Consider the following 19,523-nt stretch of genomic DNA (forward strand, 5'->3'; position numbering starts at 1 on the left):
CCGGCGGACCCGCCGGAAGCCCGGCCCCCGTCCAACCGGGCGGCGCTCAGCCGGGCTTCCGGCTCTCCGAGGCGGCGAACAGCGCGAACGCCGATATGAGCAGAGCGACGCTCGCGAACACCTCGTGGCCGTCGAGGAAGTCCAGCCGCTGCACGAGGCCGGCCTTCCAGTCGGTGAACTCGTGCACCAGCCCCAACACGCCCTGCACCAGGGCGATGAACCCGAGAAATCCCAGCAACTGCTTCATGGTCACCACTCTCGCCCCGCGGACCCCCCACGCACATCGGCCGCGGGGCGAGTCGTGTGCGACGCAAGTCGCCGCCCGGGCCCGCCCGTCCGCGACCAAAGTCGCGGGCTTGCGCAACTTTGGTCGCGGATCACTGCGGGAGCGCCCGGACCCGGCCGGCTGCTGCGTAGATTTGCCGACCGTGACAAGCGACAGAACGGCGCCGAGGAGCCCGGAGTTCGAGGGGCGGCGCTGGCTGTTCCCGTCCGCCGTACTGGACGGCCTCGACCGGGACGCCGGACCGTCGGCCCGACGGCCCCGGCGCACCGCACGCGACTGGATCGTCGACTTCTCCTGCTTCCTGCTGGCGGTCGGCACCGGCATCGCAGGCGCGGAGACGGTGGCCAGGGACCCGAACCTCCCGCACGCCTTCGCCGTGGCCGACCAGTGCCTGGGCGCGCTGGCCTGCGCGGCGGTCTGGCTGCGCAGACGGCACCCCGTCGGCCTGGCGGTCGCCCTGGTCCCGGTCTGCTTCCTCTCCAACACCGCGGGCGGCGCGGGCCTCGTCTCCCTGTTCGCCCTCTCCGTGCACCGGCCCTTCCGGTACGTGGCCTGGATCGGCGGCGCCTCCCTCGCGCTGCTCCCCGTCTTCTTCTGGCTGCGCCCCGAGCCCGACCTGCCCTACGCGGCGGCCGTCGTGCTGTCCGGCCTGCTGACGGTCTCCACCATCGGCTGGGGCATGTTCGTCCGGGCCAAACGCCAGCTCGTGACGAGCCTGCGCGAGCGTGCCCGGCGGGCCGAGACAGAGGCCAGGCTGCGTGCCGAACAGGCGCAGCGGCTCGCGCGGGAGGACATCGCCCGGGAGATGCACGACGTGCTCGCCCACCGGCTGACCCTGCTCAGCGTGCACGCCGGGGCGCTGGAGTTCCGCCCCGACGCCTCCCGCGAGGAGGTCGCGCGGGCCGCCGGGGTGATCCGGGAGAGCGCCCACGACGCCCTCCAGGACCTGCGGGAGATCATCGGCGTCCTGCGTGCGGGGGAGGGCGACGAGACCGGCCGGCCCCAGCCCACCCTCGCCGCCGTGACCGCGCTGGTCGCCGAGTGCGCCGAGGCGGGCCCGAAGATCGCCCTGGACCTCCGCGTCGCCGATCCAGACGCCGTGCCGCCGTCGATCGGCCGCACCGTCTATCGCATCGTCCAGGAGGGCCTGACCAATGCCCGCAAGCACGCCCCCGGTGCCGAGGTCACGGTGTGCGTCGCGGGTGCGGCCGGAGAGGGCGTCGACGTCCGCGTGGGCAACCCCCCGCCCGAGGGCGAGGTGCGGCCGGTGCCGGGCTCCGGGCAGGGCCTGATCGGCCTGACCGAACGGGCCGCGCTGTCCGGGGGCCGGCTGATGCACGGACCGCGCTCGGACGGCGGTTTCGAGGTGCGGGCCTGGCTGCCGTGGGAGTGAACCGCGGCGGTGTCGCCGTCGGCCCGGCCCGGATCCGCCGGCCCCGGCGCGACCGCCGGACGCCGGTGCCCGGCTGTCGTACCCGCGTGATTACGTATGCGCCATGACTGCGATCAGAGTCCTTCTCGTCGACGACGACCCGCTGGTGCGGGCCGGGCTGTCCTTCATGCTGGGCGGCGCCGACGACATCGGGATCGTCGGCGAGGCCGCCGACGGCGCGGAGGTCGAGGCGCTCGTCGACCGCACCCGGCCCGACGTCGTGCTGATGGACATCCGGATGCCGGCGGTGGACGGGCTCACCGCCACCGAACGGCTGCGCGCCCGCCCGGACGCCCCGCAGGTCGTGGTCCTGACCACCTTCCACGCCGACGAGCAGGTGCTGCGGGCGCTGCGGGCCGGTGCGGCCGGGTTCGTCCTCAAGGACACCCCGCCCGCCGAGATCGTCGCCGCCGTGCGCAGGGTGGCCGCCGGGGAGCCCGTGCTGTCGCCCACCGTCACCCGCCAGTTGATGGCCCACGCCGTCGGCACGGCCGCCGACACCCGCCAGGCCCGCGCCCGCGAACGCCTCGCCGCGCTCAACGACCGCGAACGCGAGGTCGCCGTCGCGGTCGGCCGGGGACTGTCCAACGCGGAGATCGCCGCCGACCTGTTCATGAGCGTCGCCACGGTCAAGACCCACGTCTCACGCATCCTGGCGAAGCTGGAGCTCAACAACCGGGTGCAGGTGGCCCTGCTGGCGTACGACGCGGGGCTCGTCGAGGGCGGTGCGGGGGAGGGCGCGGGAGGAGGCCGTTGAGGCCTGTGGTCGGGATCAGGCCGCACACGGGGTCCGGTCCGGCCGGCGCGCACCGGGCCGCGGGTCCGTGTCGCCGGCAGATGCCGGGAGGGACCTGACTGTCCGTCGGGCACGACCAGGTCCGCGTGGCGCCCGCCGACCGCGGCCGGCCGGCGTACAGCGCCGTCGGCGAGTCCCTCCGCGGGGGCCGTGCGGCTCCGCCCGCGCCGCCGGAACGCGCCCTCGGCCTCGACGGGACGCCCCCCGATCACCGCAGTACCGGTTCCGCGCCTCCCGGAATCTCCACCAGACGGACCGGGCGGTGTTCCCGCCGGGACAGGTCGCAGGCCTCGGCGACGCGGAGGGCCTGGAGGGCCTCGCGGCCGTCGCACGGGTTGGCGCGTTCACCGCGGACGACCTCCACGAACGCGTTCAGCTCGGCCTCGTAGGCGGGGGCGAAGCGTTCCAGGAAGCCCGTCCAGGGCTTGGTGGCCGCCGGTGGGCCGGTCGGCTCGGTCGAGGCGATCGGGGTGCGGTCGTCCAGGCCGACGACGATCTGGTCCAGCTCCCCGGCCAGTTCCATCCGCACGTCGTAGCCGGCCCCGTTCAGGCGGGTCGCCGTGGCCGTGGCGAGCGTGCCGTCCTCCAGGGTGAGCAGCACCGCGGCGGTGTCGACGTCGCCCGCCTCGCGGAACATCGCGGGACCGGCGTCGGACCCGGCGGCGTACACCTCCGCGACCTCGCGCCCGGTGACCCAGCGCAGCACGTCGAAGTCGTGGATGAGCGTGTCGCGGTAGAGCCCGCCGGACAGCGGCAAATACTCCGCCGGCGGCGGCGCCGGGTCGGAGGTCAGCGCCCGGACCGTGTGGAGCCGGCCGAGCCGCCCGGAGCGCACGGCCTCCCGCGCGCCCGCGTAGCCCGCGTCGAAGCGCCGCTGGAAGCCCATCTGGAGAATCGTGCCGGCGGCCTCCACCTCGGCGATGGCGGTCAGGGAACCGGGCAGGTCGAGCGCTATCGGCTTCTCGCAGAACACCGGCAGGCCCGAGCGCGCCGCCCGGCCGATCAGATCGGCGTGCGCCGCGGTGGCCGTCGTGACGACCACGGCGTCGACGCCCCACCGGAAGATCTCGTCCACGCCGGGCGCGGCCGTCTCCCCGAGCCGTAACGCCAGCTCGGCGGCCCGGGCGGGATCCGTGTCCGTGAGGATCAGGGAACCCACCTCCCGGTGCCGGCTGAGCGTGATCGCATGAATCGTGCCGATGCGGCCCGTACCGATGACCCCGATGCGCATGGAAACAAAGTGGGGTGCGACCGACCGCACTGTCAACGCCTATGTCCTGACAATCGGACTTCACGACTTCCCGTCAACTGCCCTCGAAGCTACGCTCGGGCACGTGCCCAGAGCAGAAGCAGACCCGACCGTGCCGCTCGGCCTGAGCGTGGACCGCAGCTCGCCGGTGCCGCTCTACTTCCAGCTGTCCCAGCAGCTGGAGGCCGCCATCGAGCGGGGCACCCTCACCCCGGGCAGCCTGCTGGGCAACGAGATCGACCTCGCCGCGCGGCTCGGCCTGTCCCGGCCCACCGTCCGCCAGGCCATCCAGTCCCTGGTCGACAAAGGGCTCCTGGTGCGCCGCCGGGGCGTCGGCACGCAGGTCGTGCACAGCCATGTCAAGCGCCCGCTGGAGCTGAGCAGCCTCTACGACGACCTGGCGGCGGCCGGACAGCGCCCCGCGACGAAGGTCCTGGTCAACGCGGTCGTCCCGGCGTCCGCCGAGGTCGCGGCGGCTCTCGGCGTCCCCGAGGGCGGGGAGGTGCACCGGCTGGAACGGCTGCGGCTCACCCACGCCGAGCCGATGGCGTACCTGTGCAACTTCCTGCCGCCCGGCCTGCTCGACCTGGACACCGCCCGGCTGGAGACCACCGGCCTGTACCGGCTGATGCGCGCCGCGGGCATCACCCTGCACAGCGCGCGCCAGTCCATCGGCGCGCGGGCCGCCGCCGCGGAGGAGGCCGAGCGGCTCGGCGAGACGCCGGGCGCGCCGCTGCTCACCATGGAGCGCACCACCTTCGACGACACCGGCCGCGCCGTCGAGTACGGCGCCCACACCTACCGACCGGCGCGTTACTCCTTCGAGTTCCAGCTCCTCGTACGCCCCTGACTCCTCCCGGCCTCGCCCCCGACATCGCCCCGGCTCCGCCCCCGAATTCGTCACCTTGTCCTGACAAGATGACGGACTAGCGGTCCCCGGGCGCGCGGCGCATTGTCCGGGTGTTCGATACTGGGGCGTTTGGACCGGGGTAGAACCCGTCCTGAACGCATGGGTGACACATGGGAAACAGAAGGAAGGCGCGGCCTCGTGGCACGGTTTCGGACCTGGGTGGGCATCGCGGTGGCGGGGGCGCTGTGCGCGTCCCTCGCGGGGTGCAGCAGCACCGGCGGCAAACGCGCCGAGGACGCCCGCAAGGCCGCGGCCGCGCAGGGCAGGGCGGCGGTGAACACGCCCCGCTGGACCTTCGCGATGATCACCCACTCGGGTGACGGCGACACGTTCTGGGACATCGTCCAGAGCGGCGCGGAACAGGCCGCCGTCAAGGACAACATCGAGTTCCTCTACTCACACGACGACGAGGCCCAGCAGCAGGCCCAGCTGGTGGACGCCGCCGTCGACAAGAAGGTCGACGGCATCATCGTCACGCTCGCCAAGCCCGACGCGATGAAGGCCGCCGTCGCCCGAGCGGTCAGGGCCGGCATTCCGGTGATCACCGTCAACTCCGGCTCGGCCGAGTCCGCCGAGTTCGGCGCGCTCACCCACATCGGCCAGGACGAGACCATCGCCGGCCAGGCCGTCGGCGAGGAGCTCAACGCCCGCGGGAAGAAGAAGGCCGTCTGCGTCCTGCACGAGCAGGGCAACGTCGGCCACGAGCAGCGCTGCGACGGGCTGAAGGAGACCTTCGAGGGCACCGTCCAGAACCTCTACGTCACCGGCACCAACATGCCCGACGTGCAGTCCGCCCTGGAGGCCAAGCTCCAGTCCGACACCGCCGTCGACGCCGTCGTCACCCTCGGCGCCCCGTTCGCCGACACCGCCGTCAAGGCCAAGGAGAGCGCCGGCAGCAAGGCCGAGATCGACACCTTCGACCTCAACGCCAAGGTGGCCGCCGGGCTCAAGGACGGCACCCTCGGCTTCGCCGTGGACCAGCAGCCGTACCTCCAGGGCTACCAGGCGGTCGACCTGCTGTGGCTCTACAAGTACAACGCCGACGTCCTCGGCGGGGGCAAGCCCGTGCTGACCGGCCCGCAGATCATCACCAAGGACCAGGCCGAGGCCCTCCAGGAGTACACCGAGCGGGGCACGCGATGACCGCGGCCACCACCCGCGCGGACGAGCGCCTGCTGCACGCCTCGCCGCTGCGCAAGCTCCTCGGCCGCCCCGAACTCGGCTCGGTCGTCGGCGCGCTCGCCGTCTTCGTGTTCTTCGCGTTCGCCGCCGACAGCTTCCTGCGCGCGTCCAGCCTCAGCACCGTCCTGTACGCCTCCTCCACCATCGGCATCATGGCGGTCCCGGTCGCCCTGCTGATGATCGGCGGCGAGTTCGACCTGTCGGCCGGCGTCCTGGTGACGTCGTCCGCGCTGATCTCGTCCATGTTCAGCTACCAGATGACGGCGAACGTCTGGGTCGGAATCGGCGTCTCCCTGCTCGCCACCCTCGCCATCGGCGCCTTCAACGGCTTCATGCTCACCCGCACCAGGCTGCCCAGCTTCATCATCACGCTCGGCACGTTCCTGATGCTCACCGGCATGAACCTCGGCTTCACCAAGCTGATCTCCGGCACGGTCTCCACCAAGACCATCGCCGACATGGAGGGCTTCCCCGCCGCCCAGGACGTGTTCGCCTCCACGCTCACCCTCGGCGGCGTCGACTTCAAGATCACCATCCTGTGGTGGTTCGCCCTGGTCGCCGTGGCCTCCTGGATCCTGCTGCGCACCCGCGCCGGAAACTGGATCTTCGCCGTCGGCGGCAACCAGGACGCCGCCCGCGCGGTCGGCGTCCCGGTCGCCCGCACCAAGATCGGCCTCTACATGGGCGTCGCGCTCGGCGCCTGGATCGCCGGCCAGCACCTGCTCTTCTCCTACGACGTCGTCCAGTCCGGCGAGGGCGTCGGCAACGAGCTGATCTACATCATCGCGGCCGTCATCGGCGGCTGTCTGATCACCGGCGGCTACGGCAGCGCGGTCGGCTCGGCGGTCGGCGCGTTCATCTTCGGCATGACGAGCAAGGGCATCGTCTTCGCCGAGTGGAACCCCGACTGGTTCAAGTTCTTCCTCGGAGCGATGCTGCTCCTCGCGACCCTGCTCAACGCCTGGGTCCGCAAGCGGGCGGAGGCCACGGCATGACGACGAGCACGGACACGGCGAAGGGCGCACCGCTGGTCGAGCTGACCGACGTCAGCAAGCACTACGGCAACGTCCGCGCCCTGGAGGGCGTCTCACTGGAGGTCCACGCGGGGGACATCACCTGCGTCCTCGGAGACAACGGCGCCGGCAAGTCCACCCTCATCAAGATCATCTCCGGGCTGCACCAGCACGACGGCGGCACCCTGCGCATCGAGGGCGAGGAGACCCGCTTCGCCTCCCCGCGCGAGGCCCTGGACCGCGGCATCGCGACCGTCTACCAGGACCTCGCCGTGGTCCCCTTGATGCCGGTGTGGCGCAACTTCTTCCTCGGCTCCGAACCCCGCAGGGGCGCCGGCCCCTTCAAGCGCCTGGACGTCGACTTCATGCGCCGTACCACCCACGCCGAACTCCTGCGCATGGGCATCGACCTGCGTGACGTCGACCAGCCCATCGGCACCCTCTCCGGCGGCGAACGCCAGTGCGTGGCCATCGCCCGGGCGGTGTACTTCGGCGCGAAGGTGCTGGTCCTGGACGAGCCGACCGCAGCGCTGGGCGTGAAGCAGTCCGGGGTGGTGCTGAAGTATGTGGCAGCGGCACGGGACGAGGGTCTGGGTGTCGTGTTGATCACCCACAACCCGCATCACGCGTACCTGGTGGGAGACCGGTTCGTCCTGCTGAAGCGCGGCACGATGACGGGCAGCCACACCCGGGACGACATCACCCTGGACGAGCTGACACGGCAGATGGCGGGCGGCAACGAACTGGACGACCTGCGGCACGAACTGGAGCGCTCTTCGTAACCGGCGTTGAGCGCTCGTCGGGACCGGCACGGGGCGCCCGTCCTCACCGGCACGGGGCGCCGCTCGACGGCGACCGCGGCCCGGTTCGCCGCAACGGCGGGGAGGGCGGGCGCGGTCTCGGCGAGGACGCCCGCAGGCGCGGGTCCCGCGCAGCCCGCGCCCTCCCCGTTTCGGCGCAGAGCGTGACCGTGCGGCACAATCGGCCACGATGAGCACCTACCGCGACCTCACCGCCCCCATCGGCTCCCGCCGAGCCCCGGTCCTGCGCACCGTGGGCACCCGGGAGCGCCGCTCCCACCTGACGGCGCCCCGGGTGCCCACGGTGGGGATCGACATCGGCGGCACCAAGGTGATGGCGGGCGTGGTCGACGCCGACGGCAACATCCTGGAGAAGCTCCGCACGGAGACCCCGGACAAGTCCAAGAGCCCGAGGGTCGTGGAGGACACCATCGTCGAGCTGGTCCTCGACCTGTCCGACCGGCACGACGTGCACGCCGTCGGCATCGGCGCGGCCGGCTGGGTCGACGCCGACCGCAACCGCGTGCTGTTCGCCCCCCACCTGTCCTGGCGCAACGAACCCCTGCGCGACCGCCTCGCCGACCGCCTGTCCGTGCCGGTGCTGGTGGACAACGACGCCAACACCGCCGCCTGGGCCGAGTGGCGCTTCGGCGCCGGGCGCGGCGAGGACCACCTCGTCATGATCACCCTCGGCACCGGTATCGGCGGCGCCATCCTCGAGGACGGCCAGGTCAAGCGGGGCAAGTACGGGGTCGCGGGCGAGTTCGGGCACATGCAGGTCGTGCCCGGCGGCCACCGCTGCCCGTGCGGCAACCGCGGTTGCTGGGAGCAGTACAGCTCCGGCAACGCGCTGGTCAGGGAGGCGCGCGAGCTGGCCGCCGCCGACTCGCCGGTCGCCTACGGCATCATCGAGCACGTCAAGGGCAACGTCTCCGACATCACCGGCCCGATGATCACGGAGCTGGCCCGCGAGGGCGACGCCATGTGCACCGAGCTGCTCCAGGACATCGGCCAGTGGCTCGGCGTGGGCATCGCCAACCTCGCCGCCGCCCTCGACCCCTCCTGCTTCGTGATCGGCGGCGGGGTGTCGGCCGCCGACGACCTGCTCATCGGCCCCGCGCGCGACGCCTTCCGCCGGAATCTGACCGGCCGCGGCTACCGTCCCGAGGCCCGCCTGGTCCGCGCCCAGCTCGGCCCCGAGGCCGGCATGGTGGGCGCCGCCGACCTGGCCCGGCTCGTCGCCCGCCGCTTCCGGCGCGCCAAACGCCGCCGGGTGGAGCGCTACGAACGCTACGAGCGGTACACGGAAGCCCGCCGTTCACAGGAGTCGCTGTGAGCGGGTCGTCGCTGCCCCAGCAGGGCGGGCCCGAGGACGGGCACGCGGCGCCGGCCGAGAGCCGCGGACACGTGATCCGCCGTCGGGCGCTCACCCTGCTCATCATCGTGCTGCTCATCGGCATCCCGGCCGGCTACCTGGTGATCTCCGCCAACCAGAGCCGCGACAGCGGCAAGGACAAGGAGGAGAAGTACTCCGCGCGCGGGCTGACCCAGGGCTGGCCGTCGAAGGTGCAGCGCCGCCTCTACCAGGTGCCGATACCGCACCCCGCCAACCAGGTCGCCTGGTACGAGACCAACAACTGGCGCACCAGCCGGCTCTACGTCCAGTTCCAGACCACGCACGCCGGTCTGGACGCGTTCCTCAAGGAGGTCGGCGTCGCCCGCGCCGACCTGGCCAAGGGCGAGATCACCATCGGCGCCCGCGACCGCCACGTCACCGGCTGGCGCTTCTCCGGCCCCGGCTCCCGGCCCGGCGCCTACTACGGCGTCGTGCACGAGCAGAAGGACCCGAGGCCGACGCGGGCGATCGTCGTGAACACCGGCAATCCGACGTATCCGATGGTGTACGTCGTCTCGCGCACCAATCCCTGACGGGGCCGGTTGTCAGACCCCGCCCGTAGAGTCGAAGACGTCTGATCCGACGAGCGGGCGGGAGGTGAGAATCGTGCGTACGAGCGAGACGGGCGCGGCCCGGTCCGCCGCGGCCGTGGTCGAGTCCTCCGGCCCTGCGGCCGGGGCCGCCGCGTCCGCCGCCGGGTCCACAGGTTCCGTGCCCGCGGGGCTTGCCGCGGTGTTCCTGCCCGCGCCCGTGCCGCGCGAGGGCCGTGTCGCCTTCTGGGACCCGGCCGCCGTCTCGCCGGATCCGGCCGCCGTGCCGCGGGACCCCGCCGGTGCCTCCCCCGACCGGGCTGCCGTCCCGCCGTACGTCGCCGACGCCTCGCTCGCCCCGGCCGCCGACGAGCCGCCGCCCGTCGAACGCACGGAACTGATCGTCGTACGACGTCACGGCGCCGCAGTGCGGCGCAAGCGGACGCCGGCGCTGACCCTGCCCGTCGGCGCGGCCCTGCCGCTGCTCCTCCGCGCGCGGCACGACCCGGCCGCCCACCCCGCCACCGCCTGCTGGGGCGCGGCCGCCCTGCACGCGCTGGGGCTCGTCGCCCGCGGCCGGCTGCTGCCCGGCCTCACCCCCACCGGCCACGACGCGTGGCGGGCCGGGCCGCTCGGCCGCGACGACATCGCCCACCTGCGCGCGGTGGCCGCCGCCCTGCCCCCCGAGGGCCACGCGACGCCCCTGCCCGGCCCCGGCCCGATCCGGCTGCCCGAGCCGGAGGCGCTGATGCGGTCCTTCCTGGACGCCGTCGCGGACACCCTGCCCCGCACCCCCGCCGCCCCGCACGCCTGCGGCGGCCCCTTCGCCGTGCGCGCACCCCAGCACCTGCCCCACGCCCACGACTGGGCCGCCGAAGTCGCCGCCGGCATGGACGCGGGCGTGCGGATCTCGCTGCGCCTGGACCTGTCGGCGTACGCGATCTTCGACACCTCCGACGACGACCGCACCGACGACCGCATCGGCGACGGGACCGGCGCCGCGGACGGCGGGGGAGCGGTGCTGCGCCGCGCCGGCGCGGCGATCGTGCAGGTGCACAGCCTCGCCGACCCCACCCTCGTCGTGGACGCGGCGGCGCTGTGGGCGGGCGACGCGGACGCCCGGTTCGGCCCCCGCGCGCGGGTCGACGCCGCCCTCGCCGTCCGCCGCGCGGCCCGCGTCTGGCCCCCGCTCGACCGGCTCGCAGAACAGGACGCGCCCGACGTGCTCGCGCTGTCCGAGTCCGAGCTGGGCGACCTGCTGGGGGTGGCGGCCGGCCGGCTCGCGGCGGCGGGCGTCGCCGTGCACTGGCCCCGCGACCTGGCCCGTGACCTGACGGCGGCGGCGGTCGTACGGCCCGCGCCGGGCTCGGCGACCGATGGGACGGGCTTCCTGGAGAGCGGCGAACTGCTCCAGTTCCGCTGGCAGCTGGCGCTCGGCGGAGAGCCCCTCACCGAGGCCGAGATGGACGAACTGGCCGAGGCCCACCGTCCCGTCGTCCGGCTGCGCGACCAGTGGGTCCTGGTCGACCCGGCCCTCGTCCGCAAGGCGCGCAAGCGCGAACTGGGGCTGCTCGATCCGGTCGACGCCCTCTCCGCCGCCCTCACCGGCACCGCCGAGGTCGACGGCGAGCCGGTCGAGGCGGTGCCCGTCGGCGCCCTCGCCGCGCTGCGCGACCGGCTGACGGCCGGCGTCGACCCCGCCGAACCGCCCCCTGGGCTCGACGCCACCCTGCGCGACTACCAACTGCGCGGACTGGCCTGGCTCGACCTGATGACGTCCCTCGGCCTCGGCGGCTGCCTCGCCGACGACATGGGACTGGGCAAGACGATCACCGTCATCGCCCTGCACCTCAAGCGCGCCCGCACCCGGCCCACGCTGGTGGTCTGCCCGGCCTCGCTGCTCGGCAACTGGCAGCGCGAGATCGAGCGGTTCGCCCCCGGCGTCCCCGTCCGCCGCTACCACGGCCCCGACCGCACCCTCGACGGCCTCGGCGCCGGCTTCGTCCTCACCACGTACGGCACCATGCGCTCCGCCGCCCCGGCGCTCGCCGGCCGGCAGTGGGGCATGGTCGTCGCCGACGAGGCGCAGCACGTCAAGAACCCCTACTCGGCCACCGCCAAGGCCCTGCGCACCATCCCGACGTCCGCGCGGGTGGCCCTGACCGGCACGCCGGTGGAGAACAACCTCTCCGAGCTGTGGGCGCTGCTGGACTGGACGACCCCCGGACTGCTCGGCCCGCTCAAGTCGTTCCGTGCCCGGCACGCGCGCGCGGTGGAGACCGGCGAGGACCAGGAGGCCGTGACCCGGCTCGCCCGCCTCGTGCGGCCCTTCCTGCTGCGCCGCAGGAAGTCCGACCCGGGCATCGTCCCCGAACTGCCGCCCAAGACGGAGACCGACCACCCGGTGCCGCTCACCCGCGAACAGGCCGCGCTGTACGAGGCGGTGGTGCGCGAGTCCCTGCTGGCCATCGGGACGGCCGAGGGCATGGCCCGCCGCGGGCTGGTGCTCAAGCTGCTGACCTCGCTGAAGCAGATCTGCGACCACCCCGCGCTGTATCTCAGGGAGCGGCACGACGAGGCGGGCGGCGACCGGCTCGCCGCCCGCTCCGGCAAGCTCGTCCTGCTGGACGAGCTGCTGGACACCCTCCTCGCCGAGGACGGCTCGGCCCTGGTCTTCACCCAGTACGTCGGCATGGCCCGCCTGATCACCGCTCATCTGGCCGCCCGCGCGGTCCCGGTGGACCTGCTCCACGGCGGTACGCCGGTCCCCGAGCGGGAGCGCATGGTGGACCGCTTCCAGGACGGCGCGACCCCGGTCCTGGTCCTCTCCCTCAAGGCGGCCGGCACCGGCCTGAACCTCACGCGCGCGGGCCACGTCGTCCACTTCGACCGCTGGTGGAACCCGGCCGTCGAGGAACAGGCCACCGACCGCGCCTACCGCATCGGCCAGACCCAGCCCGTCCAGGTCCACCGGCTGATCGCGGAGGGCACGGTCGAGGACCGCATCGCGCAGATGCTGGAGTCGAAGCGCGCGCTGGCCGACGCGGTCCTCGGCTCCGGCGAGGCGGCCCTGACCGAGCTGACGGACCGTGAACTGTCCGACCTGGTGTCCCTGCGGAGGACGGCATGACCGGCGACGGCGACGGCGACCGCGAGGAGGCGCGCGGGTCGCGGCCGGCCGACGTCGCCCGGCGCGCGCTGCGGGCGGCGCGGGAGCGGGAGGCCCGCGCGGCCGAGGAGACGGCCGCCGGGCGCGGGGCCGGGGCCGCGCCCGCCGGGGCCCGCGAGCCCAGGCCGGGCGACGCGGCCCGCGCGGCTCTGCGCCGTGCGGTCGCGGACCGGCAGGACCCGGTCGCGGACGGGCGTGGTCCGGCCGCTGACCGGCACGCGGACTCCGACCGGTACGCGGACTCCGAACCGCACCTGGACTTGGACCAAAACCCGCACGCGGACTCCGACCGGCGCGCGGACTCCGAACCGCACCCGGACCAAGACCCGCACCCGCCCGCCCGGAAACCCGCTGCCACCGCGAACGACGCGGACCGAACCGACACCGTCTCCGCCTCCGACCTCGTCTCCTCCTCCGACCTCGTTTCAACCTCGGGCTCAACCTCGGGCTCAAGCTCCGGTTCCCACCCCCTCTTCCACGCCGCCGAAATCCCGGAGGCGCACCCGCCGACGGTCCTCGGCGACCGCGCGGGCGACGAGACGCCCACCCCCTCCGCCTCGGCCGACCCTGCCGACCCGACCGCCCCCTCCACACCCGCCCCCTTCGCCCCGACCCCCGACACCCGCCCCGCCGACCTCGCCCGCGAAGCACTGCGCGCCGCCCGGCGTGAACGGCAGGCGGAGGCGGGGGCGACGCGGGCGGAGGTACGCCGGTCCCGTGTGGACGCACGAGCGGGCGACGCCGAACCCTCGCGCCTCCCTTCGCCCTCGCCAACGCGCCGACCCGCGCCCGCGCCGTCGCCCGTGCCCTCGCCCGTGGCGGCGGCCCGCGCCGCGACGGCTGCCGCCCGCCCTCGCCGGGCCCCGACCGCCCGCGCGTCCGAAAGCAGGCGCTCGCGCACCGCGGGGGAGTCACGCGCCGACGTCGTGAGCACCCCGTCCTCCCCGGCCGCCCCCCATCGCGACGGCGACCTTCGCCGCACCTTCCCCGCCTTCCCGCCCCGCCGGAGGGAGGACGACGCCCGGTTCGCCACGACCTGGTGGGGCAACGCCTGGATCACGGCGCTGGAGGACGGCGCGCTGGACGCCAACCGGCTGGCGCGCGGACGCCGTTACGCCGAGCAGGGCCATGTGGCCGCCATCACGGTCGAACCCGGCCTGGTGCTCGCCTACGTACACGGCAGCCGCCCCCGCCCGTACCGCGTCCAGGTGCGGCTGCGGACGCTGGACGACGCGGACTGGGAGCGGTTCCTGGACGCCGCGGCCGACCGGCCGGGGCACATCGCCGCGCTGCTGGACAAGGAGGTGCCCCACTCCCTCGCCGAGGGCGACGTGCCCCTGCTGCCCGGCCCCGGCGACCTGGACCCCCGGTGCAGCTGCCCCGACAGCGGCCACCCCTGCAAGCACGCCGCCGCCCTCTGCTACCAGACCGCGCGGCTGCTCGACGCCGACCCCTTCGTGCTGTTCCTGCTGCGCGGCCGGGGCGAACGCCCGCTGCTCGACGCGCTGTCCCGGCTCAGCGCCGCGCGCGCGGCCCGTGCCGCCCAGGACCGCGCCCCGGCCCAACTGCCCGGCGTACGCGCCACCGAGGCCCTCGCCCCCCGCGAACTCCCGCCGCTGCCGGCCCCGTCGCCCCTGCCCCCGCACCCGGGACAGCCGCCCGTCTACCCGGCGGCGCCGGGCGGCCCGGACCCCTTCGCGCTGGACCAGCTCGCCACCGACGCCGCGGCCCGCGCCCACGCACTGCTGGCCACCGGACGCGACCGGGTCGGCGAACTGACGCTGTGGCAGGACGCCGTACGCCTCGCCGCGGCCCGCCCCGGTTCCGGCCTCACCGCGGGCACCCGCACCCTGTACTCCTCGCTCGCCGCCGCGGCCGGCCGCACCCCGGCCGAGCTGGCACGGGCCGTCGCCGCCTGGCGGCAGGGCGGCCCCGAAGGGCTCGCCGTCCTCGAGGAGCCCTGGGACCCGCCGGCCGGCCGCTTCGACCGCGCCCGCCCGCTGCTGCTCGCCGCCGACCTCCCCGCCTTCCGCCCCTGGCGCAACCGCCTCACCCACCCCTTGGGCCACGTCCAGCTCAGACTCGGCCGCGACGGCCTCTGGTACGCGTACGAGTCCGACCCGGGCCAGGACGACTGGTGGCCACGCGGCACTCCCGACACCGACCCGGTCGGCGCCCTGACCGGCCTCGGCGCTCCGGGGCCGTGACCACCGCGCGTCGCGGACCCCACCGGTAGGGGCGCGTGCGCGTGGGTACTCGCGGCGGCGTGGCGCTCATCCGCGCCCTCACCGGAGGAAGGACACGGAGGCACGATGACCACGCGCGCACGCACCCCCGACGCGACCCGCTCCGGGACGGCACTGTGGGCGGTCGCCGCGGGACTCGCCGCCGGGGCCGTCGTCGTCATGCGGCGTTCGCAGGCGGGCCCCGCGGACCCCTCGGCCGCGGACCGCTGGCTGACGGTGACGGTCAACCGCGACCCGGTCGACATCCGGCCCGGCACGCTCCCGCCGCCGCTGCGGGAGTACGGCGACCGGATCGAGACACGGATCGGCCCGGCACCCGGCGACCGGGGGACGGAACTGGCGATCCGGCTCAGGGAACCCCGGCAGGGCGCCGCGCACGGCTTGGCCGCACGTCTCGCCGGCCGGGACCCGCGCCAGGACCTGCGCCGAGCCCTGCGCGACGCGAAGTCGCTGCTGGAGACGGGCGAGGTGCTCGAACCCGACGCGCCGCCCACCACCCGCGAAACACCGGGCGGGAAGCTGGTCGGGCTGCTCACCCGACGCGCGGGCGGGGAGGGAGTGCTGTGAAGGCGCTGTGCTGGGAAGGCGTGAACAAACTGGCCGTGGAGGAGGTGCCCGATCCCGTCCTGCGCAACGACCAGGACATGATCGTACGACTCCTCGCGGGCACCACCTGCGGCTCCGACCTGCATCTCATCGGCGGCTACATCCCCTTCATGCGGGCCGGGGACGTCATCGGTCACGAGTTCCTCGGCGAGGTCGTCGAGGTCGGCCCCGAGGTGCGCCGGCACCGGGCGGGCGACCGGGTGGTGGTCTGCTCCTTCGTCGGCTGCGGCCGCTGCTGGTACTGCGCCAACGACCTGTGGTCGCTGTGCGACAACACCAACACCAACCCGGGCATGGGGCAGGCCCTCTACGGCTCCGACACCGGCGGCATCTTCGGCTACTCGCACGCGATGGGCGGACTGCGCGGCAGCCACGCCGAGTACGTGCGCGTGCCCTTCGCGGACTACGGCGCCTTCCCCGTCCCCGAGGGCGTGGACGACACGAGCGCCCTGTTCGTGTCGGACTCCGTGCCGACGGGCTGGATGGGCGCCGACCTGGCGGGCGTGAAGCCGGGTGACGTGGTCGCCGTGTGGGGGTGTGGCGCCGTCGGCCAGATGGCGGCCCGCGCGGCGATCCTGAAGGGCGCCGAACGGGTGATCTCGATCGACCGGATTCCCGAGCGGCTGGCGATGACCGAGCAGTACATCGGCAGCGAGGTCATCGACTACACGGCCACCGACGTCGGCGCCGAGCTGCGTGAACGCACCGGCGGCCGGGGTCCGGACGTGTGCATCGAGGCGGTCGGGATGGAGGCGCACAGCGACACCCCGGTGCACCTGTACGACCAGGCCAAGCAGCAGCTGCGGCTGCAGACCGACCGCCCCACCGCCGTCCGCGAGGCCGTCCACGCCTGCCGCAAGGCCGGCACGGTCTTCGTCCTCGGCGTCTTCGCCGGCGCCGTCGACAAGTTCCCGCTCGGCGCGGTGGTCAACAAGGGCCTGACCGTGCGGGGCGCCCAGATGCACGGGCAGCGCTACATCCCGATGCTGCTGGAACGTCTGGCCGCCGGGGAGCTGAGCACGGCCCATCTGGCCACCCACGCCGTGCCGCTGGAGGAGGCGCCGCGGGCGTACGACATGTTCAAGAACAAGACGGACGGCTGCGTGCGCGCGGTCATCCGCCCGGGCGGCTGAGGGCCGGGGAGCGGGGAGACGGATGCGGGCGGAACGGCCGGCGCCACAGCCACAGGGCAGGCGGACGCGACCTGGACGGTGCGCGCGGCCGGGACGGTGGTCGCGGCCGGGACGGCGGATGAAGGCGCCCGCACCGGGTACCCGGCGGGACATGATCGAGCGGGCAGTGTGGCAAGGACTGGTCGCCGGCGCCGCCGGCGCCGTCGTGATGACCCTCGGCGAGAAGATCGAGCAGGCCGTCACCGGCCGGCCCGACTCCCATGTGCCCGCCCGGGTGCTGCAGCGTCTGACCGGACTGCCCGAACGCCCAGGGGCCCAGCCGCTGCCGGTGAACTGGGCCATGCACCACGGCCAGGCCGCCCTTCTCGGCGTGCTGCGCTCCGCCATGGCCCAGGCCGGGCTGCGCGGACCGCTCGCCTCCGCCCAGTTCGCCGTCGTACGTCTCACCAACGACCAACTGCTGGAGAACGCGACCGGCGTCGGCGCCCCGCCCTCCACCTGGCCCCGCCGCGAACTCGTCGTGGACCTTCTGCACAAGGCCGTCTACGCCTTCGCCACCGGGGTCGTCGCCGACGCCCTCGCCGCCCGCGACGGACCAGGCCCGGGGCAGCGCCACGCAGCCCTGCGCCCGGGCCGCCGCACCGGAGTGGGGCCCCTTCCCCGCAAGGACGCGCACACCCGGTGAACCCGAAGGGAGCCGCCATGCCCGGCACCATCAAGGACCAGACCGTCGAACAGCTGGGCGGCCAGGGCAGCGTCCTGGCCCGCCAGCGCCGCGACCACGCCGAGATCGACCGGCTGATGGACCGCTACCACGCCGCCGACGGCGACGACGAGGAACGCGCACGCATCTTCGGGGAACTCACCCAGCTCGTCTTCAGCCACGCGTTCGCCGAGGAGACCGTGCTGTGGCCGGTGGTGCGGCGCTCGGTCGCCGACGGGGAGGAGCTGACCGCCCGCGTCGAGGAGGAGCACCAGCAGATCAACGACCTCGTCGCCGAGGTCGAGCGCCTCGACCCGGGCGACCCGCAGCGCGAGGAACGGGTGCGCCGGGTCTTCGCGCTGATCCGGGAGGACATCCGCGACGAGGAGGACTTCCTGCTGCCCCGGCTCCAGGAGGCCCTGGACCCCGCCGCCCTGCGCCGCCTCGGCACGGCCTGGGAGACGGTGCGCATGAGCGCCCCCACGCACCCGCACCCCGCCATCCCCCGGCGCCCGCCCGGCAACGCGCTCCTCGGCGTGCCCCTCAGCGTCTACGACCGCATCCGCGACGCGCTCCGCCTGCCCCTTCCCGCGGCCGCGATCCGGAAGGTCCTCGGCGCGCTGAGCGCGGTACTGCTCTCCGTGGCCGCGGCCGCCGTCCTGCGCAAACGGCGCTGAATCCCGGCATGAGCGGCGCACCCGCCGAGCCGCCCCCGGCGCCCGGCGCCCGGTCCGAGCCACGCAGGTCGACGGCGGTGTGGGCGGTGATCGGCGCGGCGGTGACGGCCGCGGTCGACGAGATCGTCTTCCACCAGATTCTCGGCTGGCACCACTTCTACGACCGCTCCACCCCCGCCGTGGGCCTGCTGTCCGACGGGCTGCTGCACAGCGCCGAACTGCTGGCCCTGGTCGCGGGTTTCTTCCTCCACGCCGATCTGCGCCGCCGCCACGCCCTCGCCCCGGCCCATGCCCGCGCGGGGTTCTTCCTGGGCGCCGGGGGCTTCCAGCTGTTCGACGGGATCGTGGACCACAAACTGCTGCGCCTGCACCAGATCCGCTACGGCGTGGACGTCACGCCCTACGACTGGGCGTGGAACCTCGCCGGCCTCGCGCTGTTCCTGACCGGCGTGACCCTGGCCGTCCGCGCGACCCGCCGCGGCGGAGCGGGAGCGGGTCCTTGACGCTCGCGCACGTGCACCCCGGCCCCGCCGCGGGACCCGGCCTGTGGGAACCGGTCGCCGTGGCGGTCGCGATGGTCACGGTCGCCTGCTGGGCGGCGGGCGCGACCCGGCTGCGGCGGCGGGGAGACCACTGGCCCTGGTGGCGGGACGTCTCCTTCACCGCCGGGTGCGCCGGCGCGGCCTGGGCGGTGGCGGGTCCGCTGCCGGGCGGGCCGTTCACCGCGCACATGGTCCAGCACGTGGCCGTCGGCATGGCGGCTCCGCTGCTGCTCGTCGTGGCCCGGCCGCTCACCCTGGCCCTGCGCGCCCTGCCGCCCGGTCCGGTGCGCCGGGCGCTGCCCGCCCTGGCACACTCCCGCGTCGCGGGCCCGCTGCTCTTCCCGCCCCTGGCAGCCCTGCTCGACGTCGGCGGGCTGTGGCTGCTGTACCGCACGGACCTGTTCGCGGCCGTGCTGCACGAACCGTGGCTGCACGCCGCCGTGCACGCGCACGTCCTCGCCGCCGGGCTGCTGTTCGCCTTCACCGTCTGCGGGCTCGACCCGGTGCGCCGCCGCTGGGGCCTGCCCCTGCGCGGGGCGACCCTGCTGGCCGCCGGCGCCGCCCACGCCGTCCTCGCCAAGACCCTGTACGCGCAGCCGCCGCCCGGTACCGCCTTCGCCGCCGCGGACCTGCGCGTCGGGGCGCAGGTGATGTACTACGGCGGCGACCTGGCCGAGGCAGCCCTCGGCGCGGTGCTGGCCCTGACCTGGTACCGGGCGGGCGGCCGGGCCCGGCTCCGTCGCCGACCGGCGACGGAGCGGTCCGGACCGCCACCCGTGCACGGGCCGGGCAGGCCGACTCTGCGGGGAGCCGGGTAGTCCCTCCCCCATCCCCGGCGCCCGGGTCGCCGGCC

General features: G+C 74.6%; 18 protein-coding genes. 16 read left to right on the forward strand and 2 right to left on the reverse strand.

The genetic code is table 11. The annotated features are described in order from the left end of the window. Window positions 1–46: 46 nt before the first annotated feature. Window positions 47–247: a hypothetical protein gene (locus ACZ6KF_RS05960; protein WP_356627833.1), complete on the reverse strand. Its 201-nt coding sequence runs from the start codon at window positions 245–247 to the stop codon at window positions 47–49. A 181-nt stretch (window positions 248–428) separates the two neighbouring features. Here ACZ6KF_RS05960 and ACZ6KF_RS05965 point away from each other — a divergent pair, with 181 nt between their 5' ends. Together ACZ6KF_RS05965 and ACZ6KF_RS05970 are read left to right on the forward strand one after the other, a co-directional pair. Next, a complete protein-coding gene (locus tag ACZ6KF_RS05965; protein ID WP_356627834.1) occupies window positions 429–1,679 on the forward strand; it encodes a sensor histidine kinase in 1,251 nt (416 codons plus the stop codon). A gap of 103 nt (window positions 1,680–1,782) precedes the next feature. Further along, window positions 1,783–2,475, forward strand: a complete 693-nt coding sequence (locus ACZ6KF_RS05970) for a response regulator transcription factor (RefSeq protein ID WP_356627835.1) — start codon at window positions 1,783–1,785, stop codon at window positions 2,473–2,475. Between the two features lie 247 nt (window positions 2,476–2,722). Here ACZ6KF_RS05970 and ACZ6KF_RS05975 read toward each other — a convergent pair whose 3' ends face one another. Beyond that, window positions 2,723–3,745, reverse strand: coding sequence for a Gfo/Idh/MocA family protein (locus ACZ6KF_RS05975; protein WP_356627836.1), 1,023 nt, complete (start codon window positions 3,743–3,745; stop codon window positions 2,723–2,725). A 130-nt stretch (window positions 3,746–3,875) separates the two neighbouring features. Between ACZ6KF_RS05975 and ACZ6KF_RS05980 the strand changes: the two genes are divergently transcribed. From ACZ6KF_RS05980 to ACZ6KF_RS06045, 14 genes are all read left to right on the forward strand, one after another. Beyond that, the gene (locus tag ACZ6KF_RS05980; protein WP_469175981.1) at window positions 3,876–4,613 is read left to right on the forward strand and encodes a GntR family transcriptional regulator; all 738 of its coding nucleotides are present in this window, start codon (window positions 3,876–3,878) and stop codon (window positions 4,611–4,613) included. Window positions 4,614–4,811: 198 nt separating this feature from the next. Then, window positions 4,812–5,816 (forward strand): sugar ABC transporter substrate-binding protein, encoded by a 1,005-nt coding sequence (locus ACZ6KF_RS05985; RefSeq protein ID WP_356627837.1) that lies wholly within the window; start codon window positions 4,812–4,814, stop codon window positions 5,814–5,816. After that, window positions 5,813–6,850, forward strand: coding sequence for an ABC transporter permease (locus ACZ6KF_RS05990; protein ID WP_356627838.1), 1,038 nt, complete (start codon window positions 5,813–5,815; stop codon window positions 6,848–6,850). Before ACZ6KF_RS05985 ends, ACZ6KF_RS05990 begins: the two co-directional genes overlap by 4 nt. After that, on the forward strand, window positions 6,847–7,650 hold the full coding sequence (locus tag ACZ6KF_RS05995; RefSeq protein WP_356627839.1) for an ATP-binding cassette domain-containing protein: 804 nt from the start codon (window positions 6,847–6,849) through the stop codon (window positions 7,648–7,650). Before ACZ6KF_RS05990 ends, ACZ6KF_RS05995 begins: the two co-directional genes overlap by 4 nt. A 208-nt stretch (window positions 7,651–7,858) precedes the next feature. Next, complete coding sequence (locus ACZ6KF_RS06000) at window positions 7,859–9,004, forward strand: ROK family glucokinase (RefSeq protein ID WP_356627840.1); 1,146 nt, start codon at window positions 7,859–7,861, stop codon at window positions 9,002–9,004. Continuing rightward, window positions 9,001–9,597 (forward strand): sugar kinase, encoded by a 597-nt coding sequence (locus tag ACZ6KF_RS06005; RefSeq protein WP_469237464.1) that lies wholly within the window; start codon window positions 9,001–9,003, stop codon window positions 9,595–9,597. The genes ACZ6KF_RS06000 and ACZ6KF_RS06005 overlap by 4 nt, the downstream gene beginning before the upstream one ends. 115 nt (window positions 9,598–9,712) lie before the next feature. Further along, entirely contained in the window at window positions 9,713–12,724 is a 3,012-nt protein-coding gene (locus ACZ6KF_RS06010; RefSeq protein ID WP_469237595.1) for a DEAD/DEAH box helicase, read from the forward strand. Then, window positions 12,721–14,970: an SWIM zinc finger family protein gene (locus ACZ6KF_RS06015; protein WP_469237466.1), complete on the forward strand. Its 2,250-nt coding sequence runs from the start codon at window positions 12,721–12,723 to the stop codon at window positions 14,968–14,970. Before ACZ6KF_RS06010 ends, ACZ6KF_RS06015 begins: the two co-directional genes overlap by 4 nt. Window positions 14,971–15,075: 105 nt before the next feature. Further along, window positions 15,076–15,576, forward strand: a complete 501-nt coding sequence (locus ACZ6KF_RS06020; protein WP_356627842.1) for an SRPBCC family protein — start codon at window positions 15,076–15,078, stop codon at window positions 15,574–15,576. Next, window positions 15,573–16,748, forward strand: a complete 1,176-nt coding sequence (locus ACZ6KF_RS06025) for a zinc-dependent alcohol dehydrogenase (RefSeq protein WP_469237468.1) — start codon at window positions 15,573–15,575, stop codon at window positions 16,746–16,748. The genes ACZ6KF_RS06020 and ACZ6KF_RS06025 overlap by 4 nt, the downstream gene beginning before the upstream one ends. A gap of 151 nt (window positions 16,749–16,899) precedes the next feature. Beyond that, complete coding sequence (locus ACZ6KF_RS06030; RefSeq protein ID WP_356627844.1) at window positions 16,900–17,433, forward strand: hypothetical protein; 534 nt, start codon at window positions 16,900–16,902, stop codon at window positions 17,431–17,433. Window positions 17,434–17,450: 17 nt separating this feature from the next. Further along, window positions 17,451–18,128, forward strand: coding sequence for a hemerythrin domain-containing protein (locus tag ACZ6KF_RS06035; protein WP_356627845.1), 678 nt, complete (start codon window positions 17,451–17,453; stop codon window positions 18,126–18,128). 8 nt (window positions 18,129–18,136) lie between these two features. Then, window positions 18,137–18,631, forward strand: coding sequence for a DUF2243 domain-containing protein (locus ACZ6KF_RS06040; protein ID WP_356627846.1), 495 nt, complete (start codon window positions 18,137–18,139; stop codon window positions 18,629–18,631). Then, window positions 18,628–19,488 (forward strand): cytochrome c oxidase assembly protein, encoded by an 861-nt coding sequence (locus ACZ6KF_RS06045; protein ID WP_469237470.1) that lies wholly within the window; start codon window positions 18,628–18,630, stop codon window positions 19,486–19,488. Before ACZ6KF_RS06040 ends, ACZ6KF_RS06045 begins: the two co-directional genes overlap by 4 nt. Window positions 19,489–19,523: the final 35 nt, after the last annotated feature.

The organism is Streptomyces sp. NPDC046379 (assembly GCF_055587785.1).